The sequence below is a fragment of the Labilibacter marinus genome, from assembly GCF_001659685.2.
Lineage (GTDB): Bacteria > Bacteroidota > Bacteroidia > Bacteroidales > Marinilabiliaceae > Saccharicrinis > Saccharicrinis marinus.
This window is the reverse complement of sequence record NZ_LXYE02000045.1, coordinates 70,612-89,565: the sequence shown is the minus strand read 5'-3', so window position 1 is coordinate 89,565 and position 18,954 is coordinate 70,612. Positions and strand designations below refer to the sequence as shown.

The window sequence follows — 18,954 nt, the reverse complement described above, 5'->3', positions numbered from 1 at the left end:
ATGCTAATAAATAGAACTATGAGTGTTCGGCACGACCTAGCGATGAGTTTCGGTTGAACTACACCCTGGATTACCTATGCACTAATCGAAGGTTATATGTGTTTTAGCATTAAATTTAAGAAGTATGCATTTATCAAAGTTTTAAAAGAACGGAAATTGCATTGTTTTATTTATGGACGCTGAGCATTGTAAGAAGAGAATAATAGTAAAAAGACTTGGTTAATTATTTTAAGTTATAATTATTACTAAGTGATATCGTGAGATTTTAAAAGTAAGACTAGACAATTTAAACTATATAAAACTTAATTAGAAGAAACTATTTGGTAAAGAATTAGCGATATGCATTACATTTTGCACAATGTTTGCTATACCACATAAAAAAACACTTATACTATGAGAACCACATTTTATTTAACGGTTATTATTTCAATTTTTATAATTAGTTGTGATAAAGAAGCCCTTGAAAGTGAGAACCCTGTAATTTTAAAAGCAAATTTTGAAACAATTGATGACTTGTATAGTCCAGGAGAATTAATTGAATTTTCTAATATTGGTGATACGGTTGCTTTATATAGTTGGGATTTTGGCGATGGTAACACTTCTGCAGAAAGAAACCCAAGTCATCGTTATCAGAATTCAGGTATGTACGATGTTAAGTTAATTATTAAAGATGTTCAGGGGAACCGTGATAGCTTGAATAAAAAAATAAAAGTTGGAGAGTGGTTCGCATATGAAATAGTACTGACTCAGTTAGATGAGAGTAAGTATAATAAACAAGATGAATATTGGGATGAAGATCTGAGTGAGAAGGAAAGATTACCAGATGTTTATTTTGAAATAAAAGATCAGAATGAGGATGTATACTATACTTCTGAGACCATATTTAATTTACATCCGAATAAACTACCTCTTACTTTTAGGATTCCAACTATAAAAATTGAACCATTATCGGTTGATTTTAATGAAGCATCAAGAATAATTTATTTAAATGATAAGGACGGTGATACATATGAAAATATTATGACATCCTTTGACCATGGGATTACAACCTATGTTCATGATAGAATAAAAAGATTAGGAGAGATTACTGTAAGTGCAGGTGCCACATTTAAGGTTAAATATATAGTAAAATAATTGGCTATAAACACTTAATTATACCCTAAGCGTAAGATGAATGAAGTGCTAAGAAATAAATAAGGAATATAAAGTAACTGCCTTTGATGTTTCAGAAAGTGCTGTAGCACTCTGCAAAAGCGGTTTCCAGATTCTAATGTTAAATTTGTTCAAGCAGATTTAATACAAGAAGTTACTGAGTGGCATATGAAATATGATTTTGTTTTAGAAATCTTCACTATTCAAGCCCTTCCTCCAAAACATGAAGAGGTTTTAATTAAAAATATATCCAGCTTTGTATCTGAAGGTGGTCACTTAGTTGTATATTACTGAGCTGCAAGCTGAAAAAAGAGGCTATAAAAATGGACCGCCTTGGCTTTTAAATCAAGATTATATCAAATCATTTGAAAGATATGGTTAAAACAAGTTTCTATTTCAACAAGCAAAAAACGAAGTAGGAGAAGAAATTCAACTTTCCGTATTTGAGCGGTAAAGAATAACCGAAAACCTAAATTATGAGATTCATAAAGAATATACCAAAGCTATTACTAATTATAGGCATTATTGTATTAAGTGCTTGTGGAACCAGCAAAGACATTTCAAATAGTGATAGTACTGTAAACCGAGATGGAAGTTCATTTAAAAAAGCCATTATTGTAAATGATATTAAGAGTGAATATTCCTACGTAAGGAGTGTTTGCGAAGGATGTCAGATATTAGGTCAGTCCTTGGTCTTTGATAAAAAGAAACCATACGATGTAATTAAGGTTCAGAAATCTGATGGTGAGAAAGGTGCCTATTATTTTGATATTTCTAGCTTTTATGGAAAGGGGTTTTAGATAATATTAGATTCAACTATGTTAAAAGAAAACCTTCGAACATATAAAATGGTGTTGTTTACACTTGGTATAATATTGACGGCGTTGTATTACTCGCTTGGCTATTACTTTCCATTATTAATTAATAATTATTTACCTCATATGATTAGTAATGTAGAACTCCAGGTTTAGCTTCTAGCAATTGTGGTAGTTGGTCTTGGAGGTTTTGTTTGGTTATTAATAAGCTCTATTAAAGTATATAATAAAAGAGGAGGAAGTTTTTATATAGGTTCTTTTGTAGGCAATATTACCCTATGGATATTATTTATAGTAAAGCTGTTTATTGCGTAGATATGATTAGTCGCAGGTATGGATCGGTTTACTTCAGAATTAGCTTTTAGCCAGTTGTGTACTAGGTTTAAATTTTAATAAAAACACCAATGCTGCTCCCAATACCACAAGCAATAATAAACTTATAAAACTTACAGATAAACCATAGCTTTCGGCAATAAATCCCAATAGGGGAGGACCTGCCAGAAAACCAACATAGCTGGTTCCGGAAATAAAAGCTATACCAGAGGCAGAATCAATATGAGGAATATTGGCAGATAAACGATACGCTTCGGGTACGATGACCGAGAAGCCAATGCCCACAATAAAAAAGCCCAGTATGGTGACTAAACCCATATTGGTCAACACCAGAACAAAACCTATAATAGAGATGATAAAACCACGCAAAATAACCTGAACCGCACCATATTTTTTGCTAAAATAATCCCCAACGAAACGAGCCAAAGTCATGGCTAAAGAGAAACCGGCATATCCTAAACCAACATAATTACTGTTTAAGTGTACCACATCCTTTAAGTACAAACCACTCCAGTCGGCAATGGCTCCTTCCGATACCATGGCAATTAAAGCTATTACAGCCAGTATAACCAAAAGGCCAACACGTTTACTGGAGGACTTTGGAGCACTTTGAAAGGGTTCTTTAATTTTTCTGTTTTTTATATAGTGTTTGTAAAAGCCTACTTGAAGTATTAATACCAGAGCAGCAGCTATCATTACATGTAAGGTAGCATCGTCCAGTAATATCATCAGTATTGTTCCTGCGCCCGATGCTATTAGTGCGCCCAAACTAAAAAAAGCATGGCACGACGACATAATGGTTATTTTTCGTTGCTCCTCAATCACCGTTACCATAGAGTTAGCCGCTATCTGAAATAAACCGCTGCCAATGCCCCAAAATACAAATATGACGATTATCCAAAAATAGCTCGGTGCAAGGAAGATGCCTATCATAGAAAAAGTCATAAATACAATGCTAACAAACGACATATTGCCTTCTCCAATTTTACGAACCAAGGGTTTGCCTGCAAAAGTACCCAGTAGAGCGCCCATCGATCCAAAAAATAAAGTAATGCCCAATTGACTCTCACTCATTTCTAATTTTTCGATAATGTGCGGAATATATAATACCCAGGTTCCGTACAGTAAACTCAAGGATAAGAAAAGCTGAGCTGTAGCAAAAAATGTAAGTCTGTTGGCCGATGAAGTGGACATATCTATCAGTTATAATTAGGCTACAAACTTATGCTTTAAAATGCGATTGTTTTTGTCTTAATATGTCGTATTTTTGATTTATTATATCATTGCAAGATGGAGCCCATTTACGAAAATATTCAACCTAATATCAATAGCTCGTTTTATTCATTTATGGAATCGCCGGGTTGTTGCGAACCTTTTTGGCATATTCACCCAGAGTACGAGTTGGTGTATATTCATTCAGGCAGTAACGAGAGGCATATCGGAAGTAATATTACCCGATATACCAATGGAGACCTACTGCTCATTGGTTCTAATATACCGCATTCAAATTTGGGTAATGTTGATGATGCCCATAATAAAGAAGTGGTTATTCAGATGAGCGAGGATTTTGTGGATAATCAGCTAGGTGGCTTTGTGGAGTTTAACGAGATATCGGATCTTTTTAAACGTTCGTTACATGGCATTAGCTTTCATGCCAGGGTAAAGGAAAAAGTAGGGCCTATGCTGATGCAGCTAGTTCAATATAAATCCTTTGAAAAGTTATTAAAGCTGATAGAGATATTAGGCCTATTAGCCAGCACGCAGGACTATACGTTATTGCATACTAATACGGCGAGCCTTCATATTCAATCCAACGATTTTAATCGAGTGAATCGCATTAATAATTTTGTGTCGGAACATTATTCAAGAAACATACCGTTAAAAGAATTGGCCGATTTAACAGGCCTAACAGAAACATCGTTTAGCAGGTTCTTTAAAAAAGTTACTGGTAAAACTTTTATTACCTTTTTAAACGAATATCGTATTCAGAAGGCTTGTACTTTTTTAGCTAAAAGCAACAGTAATATTTCGGAGGTTATGATGAAATCGGGATTTGTAGAACCTGCTCACTTTACCCGTGTTTTTAAACGCTATACCTCTTATACTCCGCGCGATTATAAAAAAAAGATTAGAACAAAGGAGTTGTAGTATGGAGCGATATAGAATTATTCACCTAAAGTTGACAATAGTATGAATGAGATATATAAAGTTGGGATTTTAATTTTTCTTTTCTCGTTAAGTTACTCTTGTTCCAACCAAAGGAAAAGCAATGGTAATAAGCAAGAAGTAATGCCATGGTGTATCGTTACATTTGATTCTTTACAAAGATCGCCGGCAGCACGTATTGACATGCTGAAGGAAATGGGATTTACCAATTATGGCTACGAAGGACAGGGTAAGTATTTAGATGATATGCTTGAAGAGTTTCAACTGGCTCATGAAAATAGTATTGAGATAAGCTCCGTTTTTCTATGGTTAAATGCAAAAAGGGATAGTATGGGTAAACTGAGCCCTTCCAATAAAAGGATGTTTGATATTTTAAGCCAAGTGGAGCAGAAACCATGCATATGGCTTAGCTTTAGTAATAATTATTTTAAGGGATTAAGTCAGGAACAATCACTTAATTTAGCTGTTGAGTTTATTCAATTTATTAAAACTAAGGCAGCAAAAATAGGGTGTAAGGTTGCATTGTACAATCATCATGGTTGGTTTGGTAATCCATATAATCAGCTTGAGATTATTGAAAAACTGGCAAATGACTCCTTAAAAATGGTTTATAATTTTCATCATGCACATTCTTATATAGATGAATTTCCTGAAATAGTAAAAAAAATAAAACCGCACCTATCTCATGTTAATATTAATGGAATGAAAAACGACGGCCATGAGATTTTAACAGTAGGAGAAGGGGATGATGAGTATGATATGATGAAAGTGTTATTGGAAGAAGGGTATACGGGGTCATGGGGTATTTTAGGACATATGGAACATGAAGATGTACAAAAGGTTTTGGAGCGGAATATTGTTGGATTCAATAAGCTTAAGTCTAAGTACCAGATGGAATCTAATAACTAAATAATACCAATAATAAACAACAAAGGGCCTCACTTTAAGCGAAACCCTTTTGTTTTATCATATTTTATTGGCCTTTATTTAGCAGGCACATTTTTTAATGTCTCGGCTAAAAAATCCCAGAATTTGGCCACTGTTTCAATATTCACTTTCTCATCTGGCGAGTGAGGGAAACGAATGGTTGGTCCAAATGAAATCATATCCCAATTAGGATAAACGGCACCCAAAATACCACACTCAAGTCCTGCATGAATACCTTTTATTTCAGGAATTTTACCGTAAGACTTGTTGTATACATCTTTCATTACAGTTAATATTTCAGAGTCTGGATTTGGTTTCCATCCAGGATACTGACCGCTGAATTCAACTTCAGCACCAGCCAATCTGAATAAACTTTCTAAGGTAGATTCTACATCTTCTTTAGCCGAATCAACAGAGCTGCGGATTAAACACATCACTTTGGTTTTTCCGCCTTCCGATTTTACGATGGCTAAGTTAAGCGATGTTTCTACCAGGCCTTCCATGCTATCGCTCATGCGAACTACGCCATTAGGGCAAGCCTGAATAGCGTTTACCAAATCATCTTGCGAATGCTCCGCCATAACAGTAGCAGGCATATCACATTTTTCGGCAATAAGATCAAGCTTAGGTTCGGTAGCAGCTAATTCATTTTTATAAATAGCAGCAAACTCCTCAACCGTATCGGCGAATTCAATTACATTATTGGCCGGAACAGTTACAGTAGCAAAGGCCTCACGAGGAATCGCATTACGCAAGCTACCTCCGTTAATAGAAGATAAGCGAACGCCATAAGCAGCAATCACTTCCTTTAATAAACGAAACATGAGTTTGTTGGCATTTCCACGACCTAGAACTATGTCCATACCCGAGTGGCCACCTTTTAATCCCGTTAAGGCAATATTAAAAGCAACAGAATTAGGATCTGTGTCAACTTCATCATAATTAAAAGTCATATTGGCATTTGAACCACCTGCACAACCTACGTATAACTCACCTTCATCTTCCGAATCCATATTGATGAGGATGTCGGCATCCAGCATTCCAGCTTCTAAGCCAAAAGCACCCGTCATACCAGTTTCTTCATCAATGGTAAACAAAGCTTCAATAGGTCCGTGTTGCATATCTTTTGACTGCAGAACAGCCATGGCAGCCGCTACTCCAATACCATTGTCGGCACCTAAAGTTGTTCCGTTGGCTTTTACCCAACCATCTTCAATATATGTCTCAATTGGATCTTTTTCGAAGTCATGAACCTTGTCGCTATTTTTTTGCGGAACCATATCCACATGACCTTGTAATACAACCGTTTTTTTATTTTCCATGCCTGGAGTTGCTGGCTTTTTAATAATCACATTACCAACTCCATCAACAATGGTTTCTAACCCTAATTTCTTTCCAAAATCCACCACATAATCAGCAGCTTGCTTTTCCTTTTTACTTGGACGAGGAATTTGAGTTAAAGCATAAAAGTTCTCCCATAATCCAAGGGGTTCTAATTTTGATATTTCGTTTCCCATAATTGTATTTTTTGAAATAAAGAACATGCTGGCCTAAACCATCCATGCTCTCGTTTTATTTTCAGCTAAAATAAGTAATTGATACAGCAAAGCTTGTGATAAGAATCAGTACCGAGTTAGAAAGTTAAAAGTTAAAAGTCGAAAGTCAATAGTAAGTCTTTTACTGAGTGCTACCAACTGTATACTGCCCACTGTATACTGCCCACTGAAGACTGAAGACTGTCTACTGAAAACTACCTACTCTTCACTACCTACAGATAAAAGCGCTCCTGTTACAGGACAAACTTTAATTACTACACCTTCTTTTTCAAGTATAGCCGGCGACATTGAAATTACCTGTCCGTATTGCGCCAAGCTAACTTTTTGAGAAGCAATAGGTGCATTTTTATCTACAATATTAACCACCGCTTTTCCAGGAATATTATAGAATAAACCATTTTTTAAAGGTTCTTTTGGGTTTGGTGTAGCCTTGTTTTCAAGTACTTTATGTTTTTCGATATCCATTTTTAAATAGATGGGAGTTCCTGTGATATCCATGGCATCTACTAACCCTTTTTGTTGGTTGAATCGGCATAATACAAAGTTGGCATAGCTACTTAATGGGTCCGGAATAACTTCGAAGCTTTCGGTTTTAGTAGCCGTAACTGTTTTGCCGGCGAATAAGGAAACAAAGTCTTTTTCTTGCTGCGCTATCTCCGTAAGCACCATTTTATAAGCCTCACCATCCGGAGGAAGATTTTCTAACTCACCCGATAGTAACTCTGTGCGAGTAGTTCTTAAGCGATAAACCATATTGGCAGCTTCTTGTGCCATGGCAGCGGTGGATGTTTTGTATAATAGCTCTTCGTTTAAAGCAACATTGTCAAAACTAATATCCTCCAGTTGAGGAATTTCAATGCTTTCTTTCTTAGCATATTTTTTTGAGTATACATAAGGAGCATTAATACCAGCCAAGGTTCCTTCAGGTGTTAAGCTTAAGTGATTTACCGAGGTTGTCCCTTTTGAGAATACGTTATATCGTTTTTCTTCATCGGCTACACCAGAGGTAGAAATATGCACGTTTTTAATAATCCACTCTTCGCTATCTTTGGTAATTACATTGTTCAAGTTTAACGAACGTTGAGAGTAACGATAATAAGGACCAGCCTTTTTAATCACCTTCTCCATTTCAATATCCACCTTAATAACTGTTTTGGGCAGCAAATAACTTAAGGATTGCGAAGTCGCGTTGGCCACTTCGGAGCTTGGTTTTACCTCAACTTGATTATATACTTTTTTCTGAGAAAAAGCGACGGTAGAAATACTAAGTATTAATAAAAACGCGAACGTCTTTTTTTGAATGAAATTCATTGTGTATTTTTTTTTGATATGATTTACAATTTGAAAAATATCGATAAAAGGCTCATGTTATAATCCTTCTGTGATTTATTCATTAATCTAGGTACATCAGTTATATGTTTTTGAACGCTGTTCCTAGGTGTCTTATTATATCCGAGGCAATTAATGATTCATGAGATTCAGTTTCTAAAGCTCTATCTCCTGCAATGCCATGGATATACACGCCAAAAATTGCGGCCTCTTTATTTTGATAACCTTGCGCCAACAGAGCAAGAATTATACCAGTTAATACATCTCCACTACCAGCGGTAGCCATACCAGGGTTACCGGTATTGTTAAAATAGCAAACACCATTGGCTAAGCAGGTAATAGTATTAGCTCCTTTTAAAACAGTAATGACTTTATTTTTTATACAGAATTCTTTTAACAAAGCTAGTTTATGCATGTCGTTATTCCATTTGCCCACCAAACGCTCAAACTCTTTTGGATGAGGTGTTAGTATGGTGTTTTCCGGAAGTTGACTCATCATTGCTGTGTTTTCACTCAATATATTCAAGCCATCCGCATCAACCACCAAAGCTTGATTAGTAAGCTGCTTGAGCATGTCTTCAAAGGCCAGTACGGTGTTTTTCTTTTTATCTAACCCAGGACCTATACCAATGGCAGTGTATCCATTTAAATCTGGAAATTCTGTAAAAATCATTTCCGATCGATCGATGCTGGTCATTGCCTCGGGCACTGCAGTTTGAATAATATTGTAGCCCCAATGTGGAATATGAGCAGTCAGTAAACCTACGCCAGCTCTTAAGCAAGCTTTAGAAGCCAATAATGCAGCTCCCATTTTACCATAGCTCCCAGCAATTAATAAAGCATGCCCGTAGTTTCCTTTATGGCTGAACTTGCTCCGTTTCTTTAACATCGATTGAATAAAGTCAGGCTCTACATAAATATGCACATCATCCTGCTCATCTATATATTCAGATAAAAGGCCAATATCCAGTACATGCCAATCGCCAATATATTCATTGTTCTCTGGCAGTAAAAAAGCCAGTTTTGGCATCTGAAATGTTAAGGTAATATCTGCTTTAACAATAGATTGGTTGTCTAAAGATAGTTGCTCATCATATTCAGCAAATAAACCAGAAGGAATATCAATGGAGATAACCTGATTAGGAAGTGAGTTGATTTTATCAATCACCAATTTCGCAAATCCATCGACTGGTCGGTTTAAACCCGAACCGAAAATGGCATCAATAATTACCGCCTCTGGTTCAATATCTTCAAATCGTATATCTTCTAAAAACTCTGCTTTGGTCAAGCAAACAGCATCTACCTTTTTTAAGTGCTTTACGTTAGTTTTAGCATCGGCACTTAACTTATCCGAAAACTGAACCAAATAAGCTTTCTTTCTGAAAGGAAAGGCACTTAGCATTCTAGCAATAGCCAAACCATCACCACCATTATTTCCTATTCCCGCAAATATGTAATACGAAGTGGCATCAATATTAGATACCAACCAATCCATACAACATTGCGCTGCTCTTTCCATCAAATCAATAGAGGCTATAGGCTCATTATCTATTGTAAATTGGTCGAGTTCCCTTATTTGTTGAGGGGTTAATATTTTCACTTTGATAAAAAATTACGTTAATACCCTAAATAAAGCAAAACTGTAAAAAATACATTAAAAAACCTGAACATGAGAAAAAGCACTATATTCATGTTCTGTTTTTTCTACATTTGTGCGTGTTACAAAGATAAGTAAGAATCAGGTATACAACATAAACAATATATAATAATTAGAACTATTAAAATATGAGTAAAAACGACAAAGCGTTTTTTGGTCACCCAATGGGGTTGTCAACGCTGTTTGCAACAGAAATGTGGGAGCGGTTTAGCTATTACGGTATGCGTGCACTATTAGTGCTTTTTTTAACTGCCGAATTTGCTAAAGGAGGATTTGGATTAGATAGAGAAGCTGCATTTACCATCTACGGTATATTTACGGGTTTGGTATATGTAACGCCAATGCTTGGAGGAGTATTAGCGGATAAGGTATTAGGTCAGAGAATGACTATATACATTGGTGGATTAACTATGGCAATTGGCCAGTTCATGTTATCTGCTGCCGCCATCGGAGGTGATGATTTAGAATCGCGTCAATTTTGGTTTTATGCTGGTTTAGGTGTGTTAATCTTTGGTAATGGTTTCTTTAAACCAAATATATCTACCATGGTGGGTGATTTGTATGATAACAATGATCCGCGTAAAGATGGTGGATTTACCATTTTTTATATGGGTATTAACTTGGGAGCATTTATTTCGCCCTTAGTTGCTGGCTGGTTAGGAGAAAGTGTAAGTTGGGAATATGGTTACTTATCGGCTGGAGTTGGAATGCTAGTCGGCGTTCTTTGGTTTTTAATGCGCTCAGAAAAAACATTGGGTCGTATTGGTATGCCTCCTAAATCGGAAGAAACTCGAACTCGTTTAAATGGATTAGAATGGGGTAAGATAGCTGGTTTTGTGGCTATTCTAGTATTTGGAGTAATTGGGTTTATGCAAGGTTGGGCAGCTTTATCAGAAAGTACGCAGAGCATTATTCCTAAGGTTGTTGGTGTTATTGGAGGAGGATACTTAATTGTATCTATCATTAGAGGAACGGAAGGAAAAGAGCAATGGGCAAGAGTGGCTGTTATTCTTGTATTGGCATTTTTTAATATTTTCTTTTGGGTTGGCTTTGAGCAAGCAGGTACAACATTTAACCTTTTTGCCGAAGAAAATACAAATCGTATGCTAGGTAGCTTTGAGATTCCAGCGTCATGGTTTCAAGCTATTAATGCCATTTTTATTGTACTTCTTGCGCCAGTATTCTCCATACTTTGGTTAAGATTAGATAAGTTTAAAATGAACCCTAAAACACCATTTAAGTTTGCTTGGGGTATGATGTTGTTGGCCATTGGAGCTGCAGTTATGGCTGTTGCTGATGGTATTTCTAATGGTGGAGAGTCTATTGTACTTGTTTCCTCACTTTGGTTAACTTTGGTTTATTTAATCTTTACCATGGGTGAGCTTTGTATTTCGCCAATTGGATTATCGATGGTGACTAAGTTAGCGCCGCCAAAATTAATATCTACTATGATGGGTGTTTGGATGTTCTCCTTTGCTGCAGGTAATTTTGGTGCATCGCAAATGGAAAAACTTTCAAAATCGATGGAAGTAGCCATGGGGCAGCCTGTAAATGTATTCTGGTTTGTTTCAGCCATTACAGGTGTTGCAACATTATTGTTGTTTATCCTTGGACCTTGGTTAAGTAAAATGATGAAAGGTATCAACTAAACACTGGTATTTATAATATAATAAAGCCCGCTGAACAACTGTTCAGCGGGCTTTTGTTTTTCCTCCAATAGAGGTGAAATCTTATTACGTTTAAAACCTTATAGTTGCTCCTAATTGAAATCCTCTGTTTTTTATACCGTCAGCAACATCACTTAAACCCCAAATATAACGACCTTCAATACCTATCATTAAAATATTGAACCCAGCTCCAAGGTACACAGGTATATCGATACTATTCACATCCATTCCATCGCTTTCACCAATTTTAAAATTAATACCACTTCCTCCAATGGCTGAAATTGGTCCTAGTTTTGCTTTAAGTGCTAACGGAATACCTAAGTAGGTGATAGCCATTTTTTCTTTTTCTATTTCAGCTCCAAATTGAGATAATTCTAAACCTGCACTAAAGCGCAATAAAGGCACTAGTTGGTGATCTCTAAATGCTCCTACATAATATCCAGATAAGTTATCTCCTACCTTATTTCCATCATACATAAACATGGTTTGTTGCCAACCTGCTCTAACACCAATTTTATTATCGCCAGCTTTAAGGCTAGAGAAAGAAGCTGTCATAACAAGAGCCAATAGCAATAGTGTAATTTTCTTCATAACAATAGTTTAATACAGGCTATTTATAACCTGTGGTTAATACTTAAAATGATTAGTTTAAATTTTCGATGATACCAAAGTTATAATTTTGTTTTTTCAAGTCAACAAAAAAGAATTTAATTTTATGATATATGCTCTAACCTATTTAATACCTCACTTTTGTAATTTCGACTTATAGGAATCGTTTTTTTATTCATCTCAATATATTCGTGGGTAAACGATTCTATCATATGTATAGCAACAATATACGATCGGTGGGTGCGGATGAAATCCTTTTGCGGCAGTTTAGCTTCAATGTTAGATATGGTTTCGCGTGTAACGATGGACTGTGTTTTTAAATGGATCTTAATGTAATCACTTAAGCTTTCTATGTATAGAATTTGGTTGTAATCTACCTTAATCATCTTTCTATCTGAACGTACAAAAAAGAAATCATTTTTGGTTTCGACAATAACTTCTTGTTCGGTAGCAACAACTTTTGGCTGCTCGTTCATAAACTTATCAATCGATTGTAGTAAGCGTTCAAAGGTGATGGGCTTTAGCAGGTAATCCACCGCTCTTAAATCAAAACCATCAATGGCATATTCGCGATAGGCCGTAGTGAAAATTATCTTTTGATGATCGCTAATGGCTTTGGCAAAATCCAGTCCGGATATTTCGGGCATGTTAATATCTAAAAATATCAGGTCAACTTCCGATGAGCTAACCCACTTAAAAGCTTCCAATGCATTTTTACAGGTAGCCAGTACTTTGATGTTTTCAATTTTAGACAAATGGCTTTGAAGCACCTCTCTTGCCATCGGTTCGTCATCAACAATAATGCAGCTAATTATTTCAGACATTTTGTAATAGGTTTAAATCGTAAATGGTCAGTGATACCTTGTATAAATTTTTCTCTAGAGTAGGTGTTAATTGATAGCCTTTACTGGTATAATGTAAATCCAAACGTTTTTTAATATTCTCTAGGCCAATTCCTTTATGAGCTACAGCATTATCATCTTGTTTTATACTGTTGTCAATGTTAAAGCTCAATTGATTACTTTCTAGTTTTACTTGAATATTGATATGAAGAAAGCCATTGATGATATTTCCGTGTTTAAAAGCATTCTCAACAAAAGGGATTAATAACATGGGAGCTACCTGAATATTTTTGTCGATATCATCCATTTTAAAATCCACATTTAAGGTATCCTGAAAGCGCATTTTTTCTAAATCGATATACTCTTTTATATGCAAAACTTCTTCCTGTAAACTAACTTTTGGTTTGTTAATCTGATAAAGAATATAATCTAATAAGTTAGAAAGTTTTAATATGATATCGGGCGTTTGTTTAGATTGTTGCAAGGCAAAGCCATAAAGAGTATTGAGGGTGTTAAACAAAAAATGTGGATGAATCTGCCTCTTTAGGTAATGCAGCTCCTGTTCCTTAAGTTGTAGTTGAGTGCTTAGTATTTTATTTTGAAGGGCTTTATTTTCGCTATCTATTCTAAAATTTTTATTTAGCACGCTAACAAAACTAATAAAGCCAACCACCATATATTCCAAGATGAGTATAAAAAAGAAGTTTTTACTCATGGGTGGCATAATAGCAACATTAAACTTTAGCAGGAAAATCAAACAACCATAAATTGTTAGTACGGTAACGTAGGAGCTAACTACTAGCACGTAAAAGCTATAAAGGACAAACTGCTTGTATTGTCGTGTTAATAAATACTTGGGAATTAAAACCAAATCGACAAAATAGGTAACAGACATGGTAAGTGGCAGCAAGCAACTCGAAAACCAGATGATGTAGTTGTAGTCGTTGGAATTATAACTGAAAAAATAAAAATAAAAGAACCAGACACCAACCCAGAAAGTGATATGTAGCAGAATTTGTTTTATATGTTGGGTCCAATTGCGCTTCATTCCTACAATATTAGTATTTTTCTGCTGTATTACATTTATAAATCGATGAATAACCAGTTAAGTTCTGTTTTGTGCAAAAATGGCATCAATACATACATAAATCATCTTTTGGGGTGCTTAATTTAACCTTGGTCGATAAAAAATATAAGTAAGAGAAATACTATATAAGTTTGAGTATTACTCATTTTAAAAGAAATAGTTATGAATGCATTACTTAGTAAGTTTAACGATGGCGGCCCTTTTTTTTCGTATCCAATTATCATTCTATTGTTGGTAATAATTGGTTTAATTATTAAAGGAGCTCTACAAAAAGGCAACAAAGGAAAAACGATAGCTTTACTCTCTTCTTTGAGTTGGTTTGTATTGGCCTGGGGATTTTTAGGGAGAACGTTTGGACTAATTATGGCGTTTGATAACGTACAAGCGAGTGGAGAGCTTACTCCTCATTTGTTAGCAGGCGGATTAAAAATGGCTATCTTAAATCCTTTATTCGCCATCATTACCTTTATTATCGCAAGAGCTGGAATATTGGCATTTATTTGGAGTGCTAAAAAAGAAAGCTTTGATGAAAAGGGTAAAATAGTTCGTTAATTTAGTTTCTTTCTGTGTGCAACTTTAAAGTTTAAGTTTTCTGGAATTCTGATTTAACTCCATTTACATGCAGTATAGAGATGCTTTGCTCAAATAACTAAATTAAAAAACTACTTGTATGAAAAGTTATATTTTGATAGTTGCAATAATGATATCTTTCTATGCAAATGCAATTGGACAAAACATAGGAGATTCTCCTCAAACAAAAGTTGGATTTACTACAAAAATAGGTTCAAAAATTCTTAATGATAGTCTAAATATATTTACCCATCTTCCGTTCAATTACAAAGAGGGTAAAGGATTTCCATTAATTTTATTGTTAGATGCTCATACATCCTTTAAAGCATTTTCTGCTTCTACAGAATTAATGGCATATGCGAGAAGCATACCAACATCAATAATTGTTGGGTTTCCTCAGTATAAGTATGCTGATTACGATTCTTCAAACATAGATAGTAAAATGGATATTATTGCTCGTTTTTTTGACAATGAATTATTACCCTACCTTGAATCTAAATACAATATTACACAAACGATAATATGGGGACAAGGAACAGAGATCACTACCTATTTAATGTTAGATAAGCCAGATTTATTTAACGGGTATATTGCAGATGTACCTGATTTAAATTTAATCTCAGGAAGAGTAAATTCTAAAGATGCATTTGCCAATCTTGAAGACAAAAATGTGGATTATTTCATTTTCAGTAGTAAGGCGGAGGAATCTCAAATCCAATTATTCTTAGATAACATAAAAGCTAATGCTCCTAAAGGGTTAAATTGGCATTATAGTGTTTCGGAGGAACCGAACAAGATTATTTATTTTTTGAATAATTATATGCATGCTATTGAGCTGTTTTTTTTAGACAAAGAGAGAGTAGAGTAATAAGCTATGTCTTAAAATTAATAGTATATTTCAGTAAGATATAGAGTCCGCTGTGCTACAATTGCACAGGGGGCTTTTTTCGTTTTACAAAAGGAGGGGTTTTGTACATAAATATGCCATTATCGTGCTTTTATGTTTTTATATGAACATTATTGTTTTGCTATTATTTGAATTTTCAATACTTTAGCATTTTGTATACAAAATACAGAACTGAGAAATCACTTAATTAATTCAAATAATCATGAAATCTACCTTGTTTCTGCACTTTTTGGCAGCAATCATGCTTTTGATAACTACGCATTCAAAAGCGCAAACAGAACCCATTGTAAACGAAGATGTCGTTTTTGAAGAGATTGACGGTCTTGTTGCAGTGGAAGCTGAGCATTTTTACAAACAATCTAAAAGCGATATTCGCCAGTGGTATATTTATAGTAAGGGCGTTTGGCCAAAAGTTGGTCGCGATGATGACGACCCGCATTGTAAAGGAGCCAGCAATAATGCGTACATCGAAATTATTCCTGATACGCGTGTTACGCACGGTGATAAGTTAATTCCTAATGAGAATTTTTCGGGTGAGCCAGGCAAATTAGCCTTAGTTCATTATAAAGTGAATATTAATAATCCGGGGAGATATTACGTTTGGGTACGCGCTTATAGCACTGGTAGCGAAGATAACGGAATTCATGTGGGATTAAATGGCGAATGGCCAGAGTCCGGACAAAAAATGCAATGGTGTACTAATAAACAAAGTTGGCATTGGGAAAGTAAGCAACGTACCGAGAAAGTACACTGCGGCGTCGATCATCTTATTTATTTAGATATTAAAGAAAAAGGAGAGCACGAAATTGTTTTTAGCATGCGCGAAGATGGTTTTGAGATGGATAAGTTTATACTAACCAACGATATTAACTATGTTCCAGAAGCTGGCGTTGGCCCCAAAGTAGTAGCCAAAAGCGGAACCTTACCAAATGCCTTTCCTGTGGTGGATGAGGATATGATGGTAAAAAGACCAGTAACCATGGCAGCAGCGCAAAGCACAAGCGATGTGGCTATTTTTAAAGCGGTTGATTTTCCGATAGAAGGAACGCAGTTTTATGTAGATAAAAATTGGTTAGCCGTTAATCCTAACCAAGCTAAAGAGGCAATTGTTACGAAAACGTTTAAGGGTTTTGATAGAACCATTGACGTGGTGTTTTTAGGAGTTGGAGAAAATGATGGTTCATCGGAGTATACGCTTTCGATTAATGACAAGCTGATCGGAACATACAAGCCTCCTTTAAGTTTGAACTCTTTTGAAGAGGCTTCTAAGTATTGCCAAGTTTGGGAAAATGTAACGCTGAATAGAGGCGATAAAATTACGGTTAAGGCAAAAGTAGGAAGTATAAATGGCGAGTTTAGCAGAGCTCGTTGGTCGGGAATTGCTTTTGTGCCACTCGGGCAATCAGCAAAAGTACTAAAGGCCATCGATAGAAATGCTACGGCAGCCAATGCTGGTCCTCTTGCGTATAAAGGAAAAAAAGAGCCAACTAATGTTAAACCAGATATTACTGGAGAATTAAAAAGATGGCATAAGGTAACGCTTACTTTCGATGGTCCAGAAACCTCAGAAACAGCTAAGGTAAATCCTTTTATGAACTATAAATTTGACGTAACCTTTACGCACAAAGAAAGTGGCCAGAAGTTTATGTTGCCAGGATACTTTGCTGCGGACGGTGATGCAGGAAATACTTCTGCCGTAAAAGGAAATAAATGGCGTGTTCATTTTGCTCCCAATAAAATAGGGCAATGGGATTATAAAGTAAACTTTAGAAAAGGGAATTTTGTAGCTGTTAGCGATAAAGAAAAAACAGGCCAAAGTGGCGAATATATGGATCAATCTTTTGGTTCTTTTAATATTGCAGAAACGGATAAAACAGGTCGCGATTTCAGAGGAAAAGGAATGTTGCAATATGTGGGTGAGCGTTATTTAAAGTTTGAAGGAACGGGCGAATACTTTTTAAAAGTAGGTTCAGATGCTCCAGAAAATATGTTGGCCTATGAGGAGTTTGATGGTACTTTCCATAACGATGGACATAAAGATAACTTGGTGAAAAAATGGGAAGCACACGAAAAGCATTGGAACGAAGGTGACCCAACTTGGCAAGATGGAAAGGGAAAAGATATTATAGGAGCGGTTAATTACTTAGCTTCAAAAGGAATGAATGCTTATTCTTTTATCACCATGAATATTGGAGGAGATGATCAGAATGTATTCCCGTATATCGATTACGATACCTACGACAGAATGGATTGTTCTAAGTTAGATCAGTGGGAAGTTCTTTTTGAGCATTCGGATAAATTAGGCATGTTTTTGCACTTTAAAACCTTAGAAGTTGAAAACCAAGGCTTATTAGATAATGGTGGAGTTGGAGCTAATAGTAAAGTGTATTATCGCGAGTTGATTGCGCGCTTTGGTCATCACTTGGCTTTAAACTGGAACCTTTGTGAGGAGAGTGGAGACTGGGTGAAAAATAACCGAACAGCACCTCAGTTTAAATGGCAACGTTTGTCTATGGCTGGATACTTTGCCGATCACGATCCATATAAACGTCATATTGTAATTCATAATGGTAATCCTTTCCATGATTTATTAGGTACTTGTAGTCCGTTAACGGGTCCATCGGTACAAACTAATAGAGCAGATTTTGCCAATGTACATGGAGCCGTATTAAAATGGATTAACGAATCAAAAAAGGCTGGTAAGCAATGGGCGGTAGCTTGTGATGAACCGGGAGATGCACAGCACTCTTTATTGCCCGATGCAGAAAATCCAGAACACAACAATGCCCGTATGAATGGTCTTTGGGGAACATTTATGGCAGGTGGCTGGGGTACCGAATGGTATTTTGGTTACAAGCATGCACATAGCGATTTATCTTGCGAGGATTACGCATCTCGTGATTTATTTTGGGATCAAGGAAAAATAGCTTTAGATTTTTTTAGCGATAATAATATTCCGTTTTGGGAAATGGAGAGCCATGACGAGATGGTGGCAGATAAAGGAGATTATGGATTCGCGAAACCAGGCGAAATCTATGTTTTTTATCTTAAAAAAGGAACTTCAAAAGTTGACCTTTCAACAGCCAGTGGAAAACTAAAAGTAATGTGGTTTAACCCTCGCACAGGTGGAGATCTAAAGAAAGGAAAAATTAAAACGGTTAAGGCTGGAGCCGAAGTAGACTTAGGTCAACCACCAGTTGCTGATGGTAAGGATTGGGTTGCTGTGGTTCGTTTGTAGAGTTAAGAGTAGAAAGTTTATAAAGTTGAATAGTTAGTTTAGGTAAAAACGGAATAGGCAAAAGCTTATTCCGTTTTTTATTTTGAGCTATAAATTATC

The 18,954-nt window shown here is 35.8% G+C and carries 15 protein-coding genes; 8 read left to right on the top strand and 7 right to left on the bottom strand.

The window, feature by feature from the left end:
- Positions 1–393: 393 nt before the first annotated feature.
- Positions 394–1,134, top strand: coding sequence for a PKD domain-containing protein (locus A8L32_RS18580; RefSeq protein ID WP_075591191.1), 741 nt, complete (start codon positions 394–396; stop codon positions 1,132–1,134).
- 494 nt (positions 1,135–1,628) lie between these two features.
- Complete coding sequence (locus A8L32_RS18575; RefSeq protein ID WP_075591190.1) at positions 1,629–1,952, top strand: hypothetical protein; 324 nt, start codon at positions 1,629–1,631, stop codon at positions 1,950–1,952.
- A 369-nt stretch (positions 1,953–2,321) separates the two neighbouring features.
- On the opposite strand, the gene A8L32_RS18570 is transcribed toward A8L32_RS18575, so the two are convergent.
- A complete protein-coding gene (locus A8L32_RS18570) occupies positions 2,322–3,494 on the bottom strand; it encodes an MFS transporter (protein WP_075591189.1) in 1,173 nt (390 codons plus the stop codon).
- 96 nt (positions 3,495–3,590) lie between these two features.
- On the opposite strand from A8L32_RS18570, the gene A8L32_RS18565 reads away from it, so the two are divergent.
- Positions 3,591–4,448 carry a helix-turn-helix domain-containing protein gene (locus A8L32_RS18565; protein WP_075591188.1) on the top strand — a complete coding sequence of 286 codons (858 nt, stop codon included), beginning with the start codon at positions 3,591–3,593 and terminating at the stop codon, positions 4,446–4,448.
- Positions 4,449–4,490: 42 nt separating this feature from the next.
- On the top strand, positions 4,491–5,375 hold the full coding sequence (locus A8L32_RS18560) for a sugar phosphate isomerase/epimerase family protein (protein WP_075591187.1): 885 nt from the start codon (positions 4,491–4,493) through the stop codon (positions 5,373–5,375).
- Between the two features lie 74 nt (positions 5,376–5,449).
- On the opposite strand, the gene A8L32_RS18555 is transcribed toward A8L32_RS18560, so the two are convergent.
- From A8L32_RS18555 to A8L32_RS18545, 3 genes are all read right to left on the bottom strand, one after another.
- Complete coding sequence (locus A8L32_RS18555) at positions 5,450–6,910, bottom strand: aminoacyl-histidine dipeptidase (RefSeq protein WP_075591248.1); 1,461 nt, start codon at positions 6,908–6,910, stop codon at positions 5,450–5,452.
- 237 nt (positions 6,911–7,147) lie between these two features.
- Positions 7,148–8,260, bottom strand: a complete 1,113-nt coding sequence (locus A8L32_RS18550) for a DUF4831 family protein (RefSeq protein WP_075591186.1) — start codon at positions 8,258–8,260, stop codon at positions 7,148–7,150.
- Between the two features lie 100 nt (positions 8,261–8,360).
- Complete coding sequence (locus A8L32_RS18545; RefSeq protein ID WP_075591185.1) at positions 8,361–9,878, bottom strand: bifunctional ADP-dependent NAD(P)H-hydrate dehydratase/NAD(P)H-hydrate epimerase; 1,518 nt, start codon at positions 9,876–9,878, stop codon at positions 8,361–8,363.
- A 185-nt stretch (positions 9,879–10,063) separates the two neighbouring features.
- On the opposite strand from A8L32_RS18545, the gene A8L32_RS18540 reads away from it, so the two are divergent.
- Positions 10,064–11,584 (top strand): peptide MFS transporter, encoded by a 1,521-nt coding sequence (locus tag A8L32_RS18540; RefSeq protein WP_075591184.1) that lies wholly within the window; start codon positions 10,064–10,066, stop codon positions 11,582–11,584.
- Between the two features lie 90 nt (positions 11,585–11,674).
- Here the strand turns inward: A8L32_RS18540 and A8L32_RS18535 are convergent, their stop codons facing one another.
- From A8L32_RS18535 to A8L32_RS18525, 3 genes are all read right to left on the bottom strand, one after another.
- Positions 11,675–12,193 carry a porin family protein gene (locus A8L32_RS18535; protein ID WP_075591183.1) on the bottom strand — a complete coding sequence of 173 codons (519 nt, stop codon included), beginning with the start codon at positions 12,191–12,193 and terminating at the stop codon, positions 11,675–11,677.
- A 122-nt stretch (positions 12,194–12,315) separates the two neighbouring features.
- Positions 12,316–13,035 carry a LytR/AlgR family response regulator transcription factor gene (locus A8L32_RS18530; protein ID WP_075591182.1) on the bottom strand — a complete coding sequence of 240 codons (720 nt, stop codon included), beginning with the start codon at positions 13,033–13,035 and terminating at the stop codon, positions 12,316–12,318.
- The gene (locus A8L32_RS18525; protein ID WP_075591181.1) at positions 13,028–14,101 is read right to left on the bottom strand and encodes a sensor histidine kinase; all 1,074 of its coding nucleotides are present in this window, start codon (positions 14,099–14,101) and stop codon (positions 13,028–13,030) included. The genes A8L32_RS18530 and A8L32_RS18525 overlap by 8 nt, the downstream gene beginning before the upstream one ends.
- A gap of 201 nt (positions 14,102–14,302) precedes the next feature.
- Between A8L32_RS18525 and A8L32_RS18520 the strand changes: the two genes are divergently transcribed.
- From A8L32_RS18520 to A8L32_RS23330, 3 genes are all read left to right on the top strand, one after another.
- Entirely contained in the window at positions 14,303–14,692 is a 390-nt protein-coding gene (locus A8L32_RS18520) for a hypothetical protein (protein ID WP_075591180.1), read from the top strand.
- 118 nt (positions 14,693–14,810) lie between these two features.
- Positions 14,811–15,578 carry an alpha/beta hydrolase-fold protein gene (locus A8L32_RS18515; RefSeq protein WP_075591179.1) on the top strand — a complete coding sequence of 256 codons (768 nt, stop codon included), beginning with the start codon at positions 14,811–14,813 and terminating at the stop codon, positions 15,576–15,578.
- A 241-nt stretch (positions 15,579–15,819) separates the two neighbouring features.
- Positions 15,820–18,855: a DUF5060 domain-containing protein gene (locus A8L32_RS23330; protein ID WP_198931814.1), complete on the top strand. Its 3,036-nt coding sequence runs from the start codon at positions 15,820–15,822 to the stop codon at positions 18,853–18,855.
- The last annotated feature ends 99 nt before the right edge of the window (positions 18,856–18,954 follow it).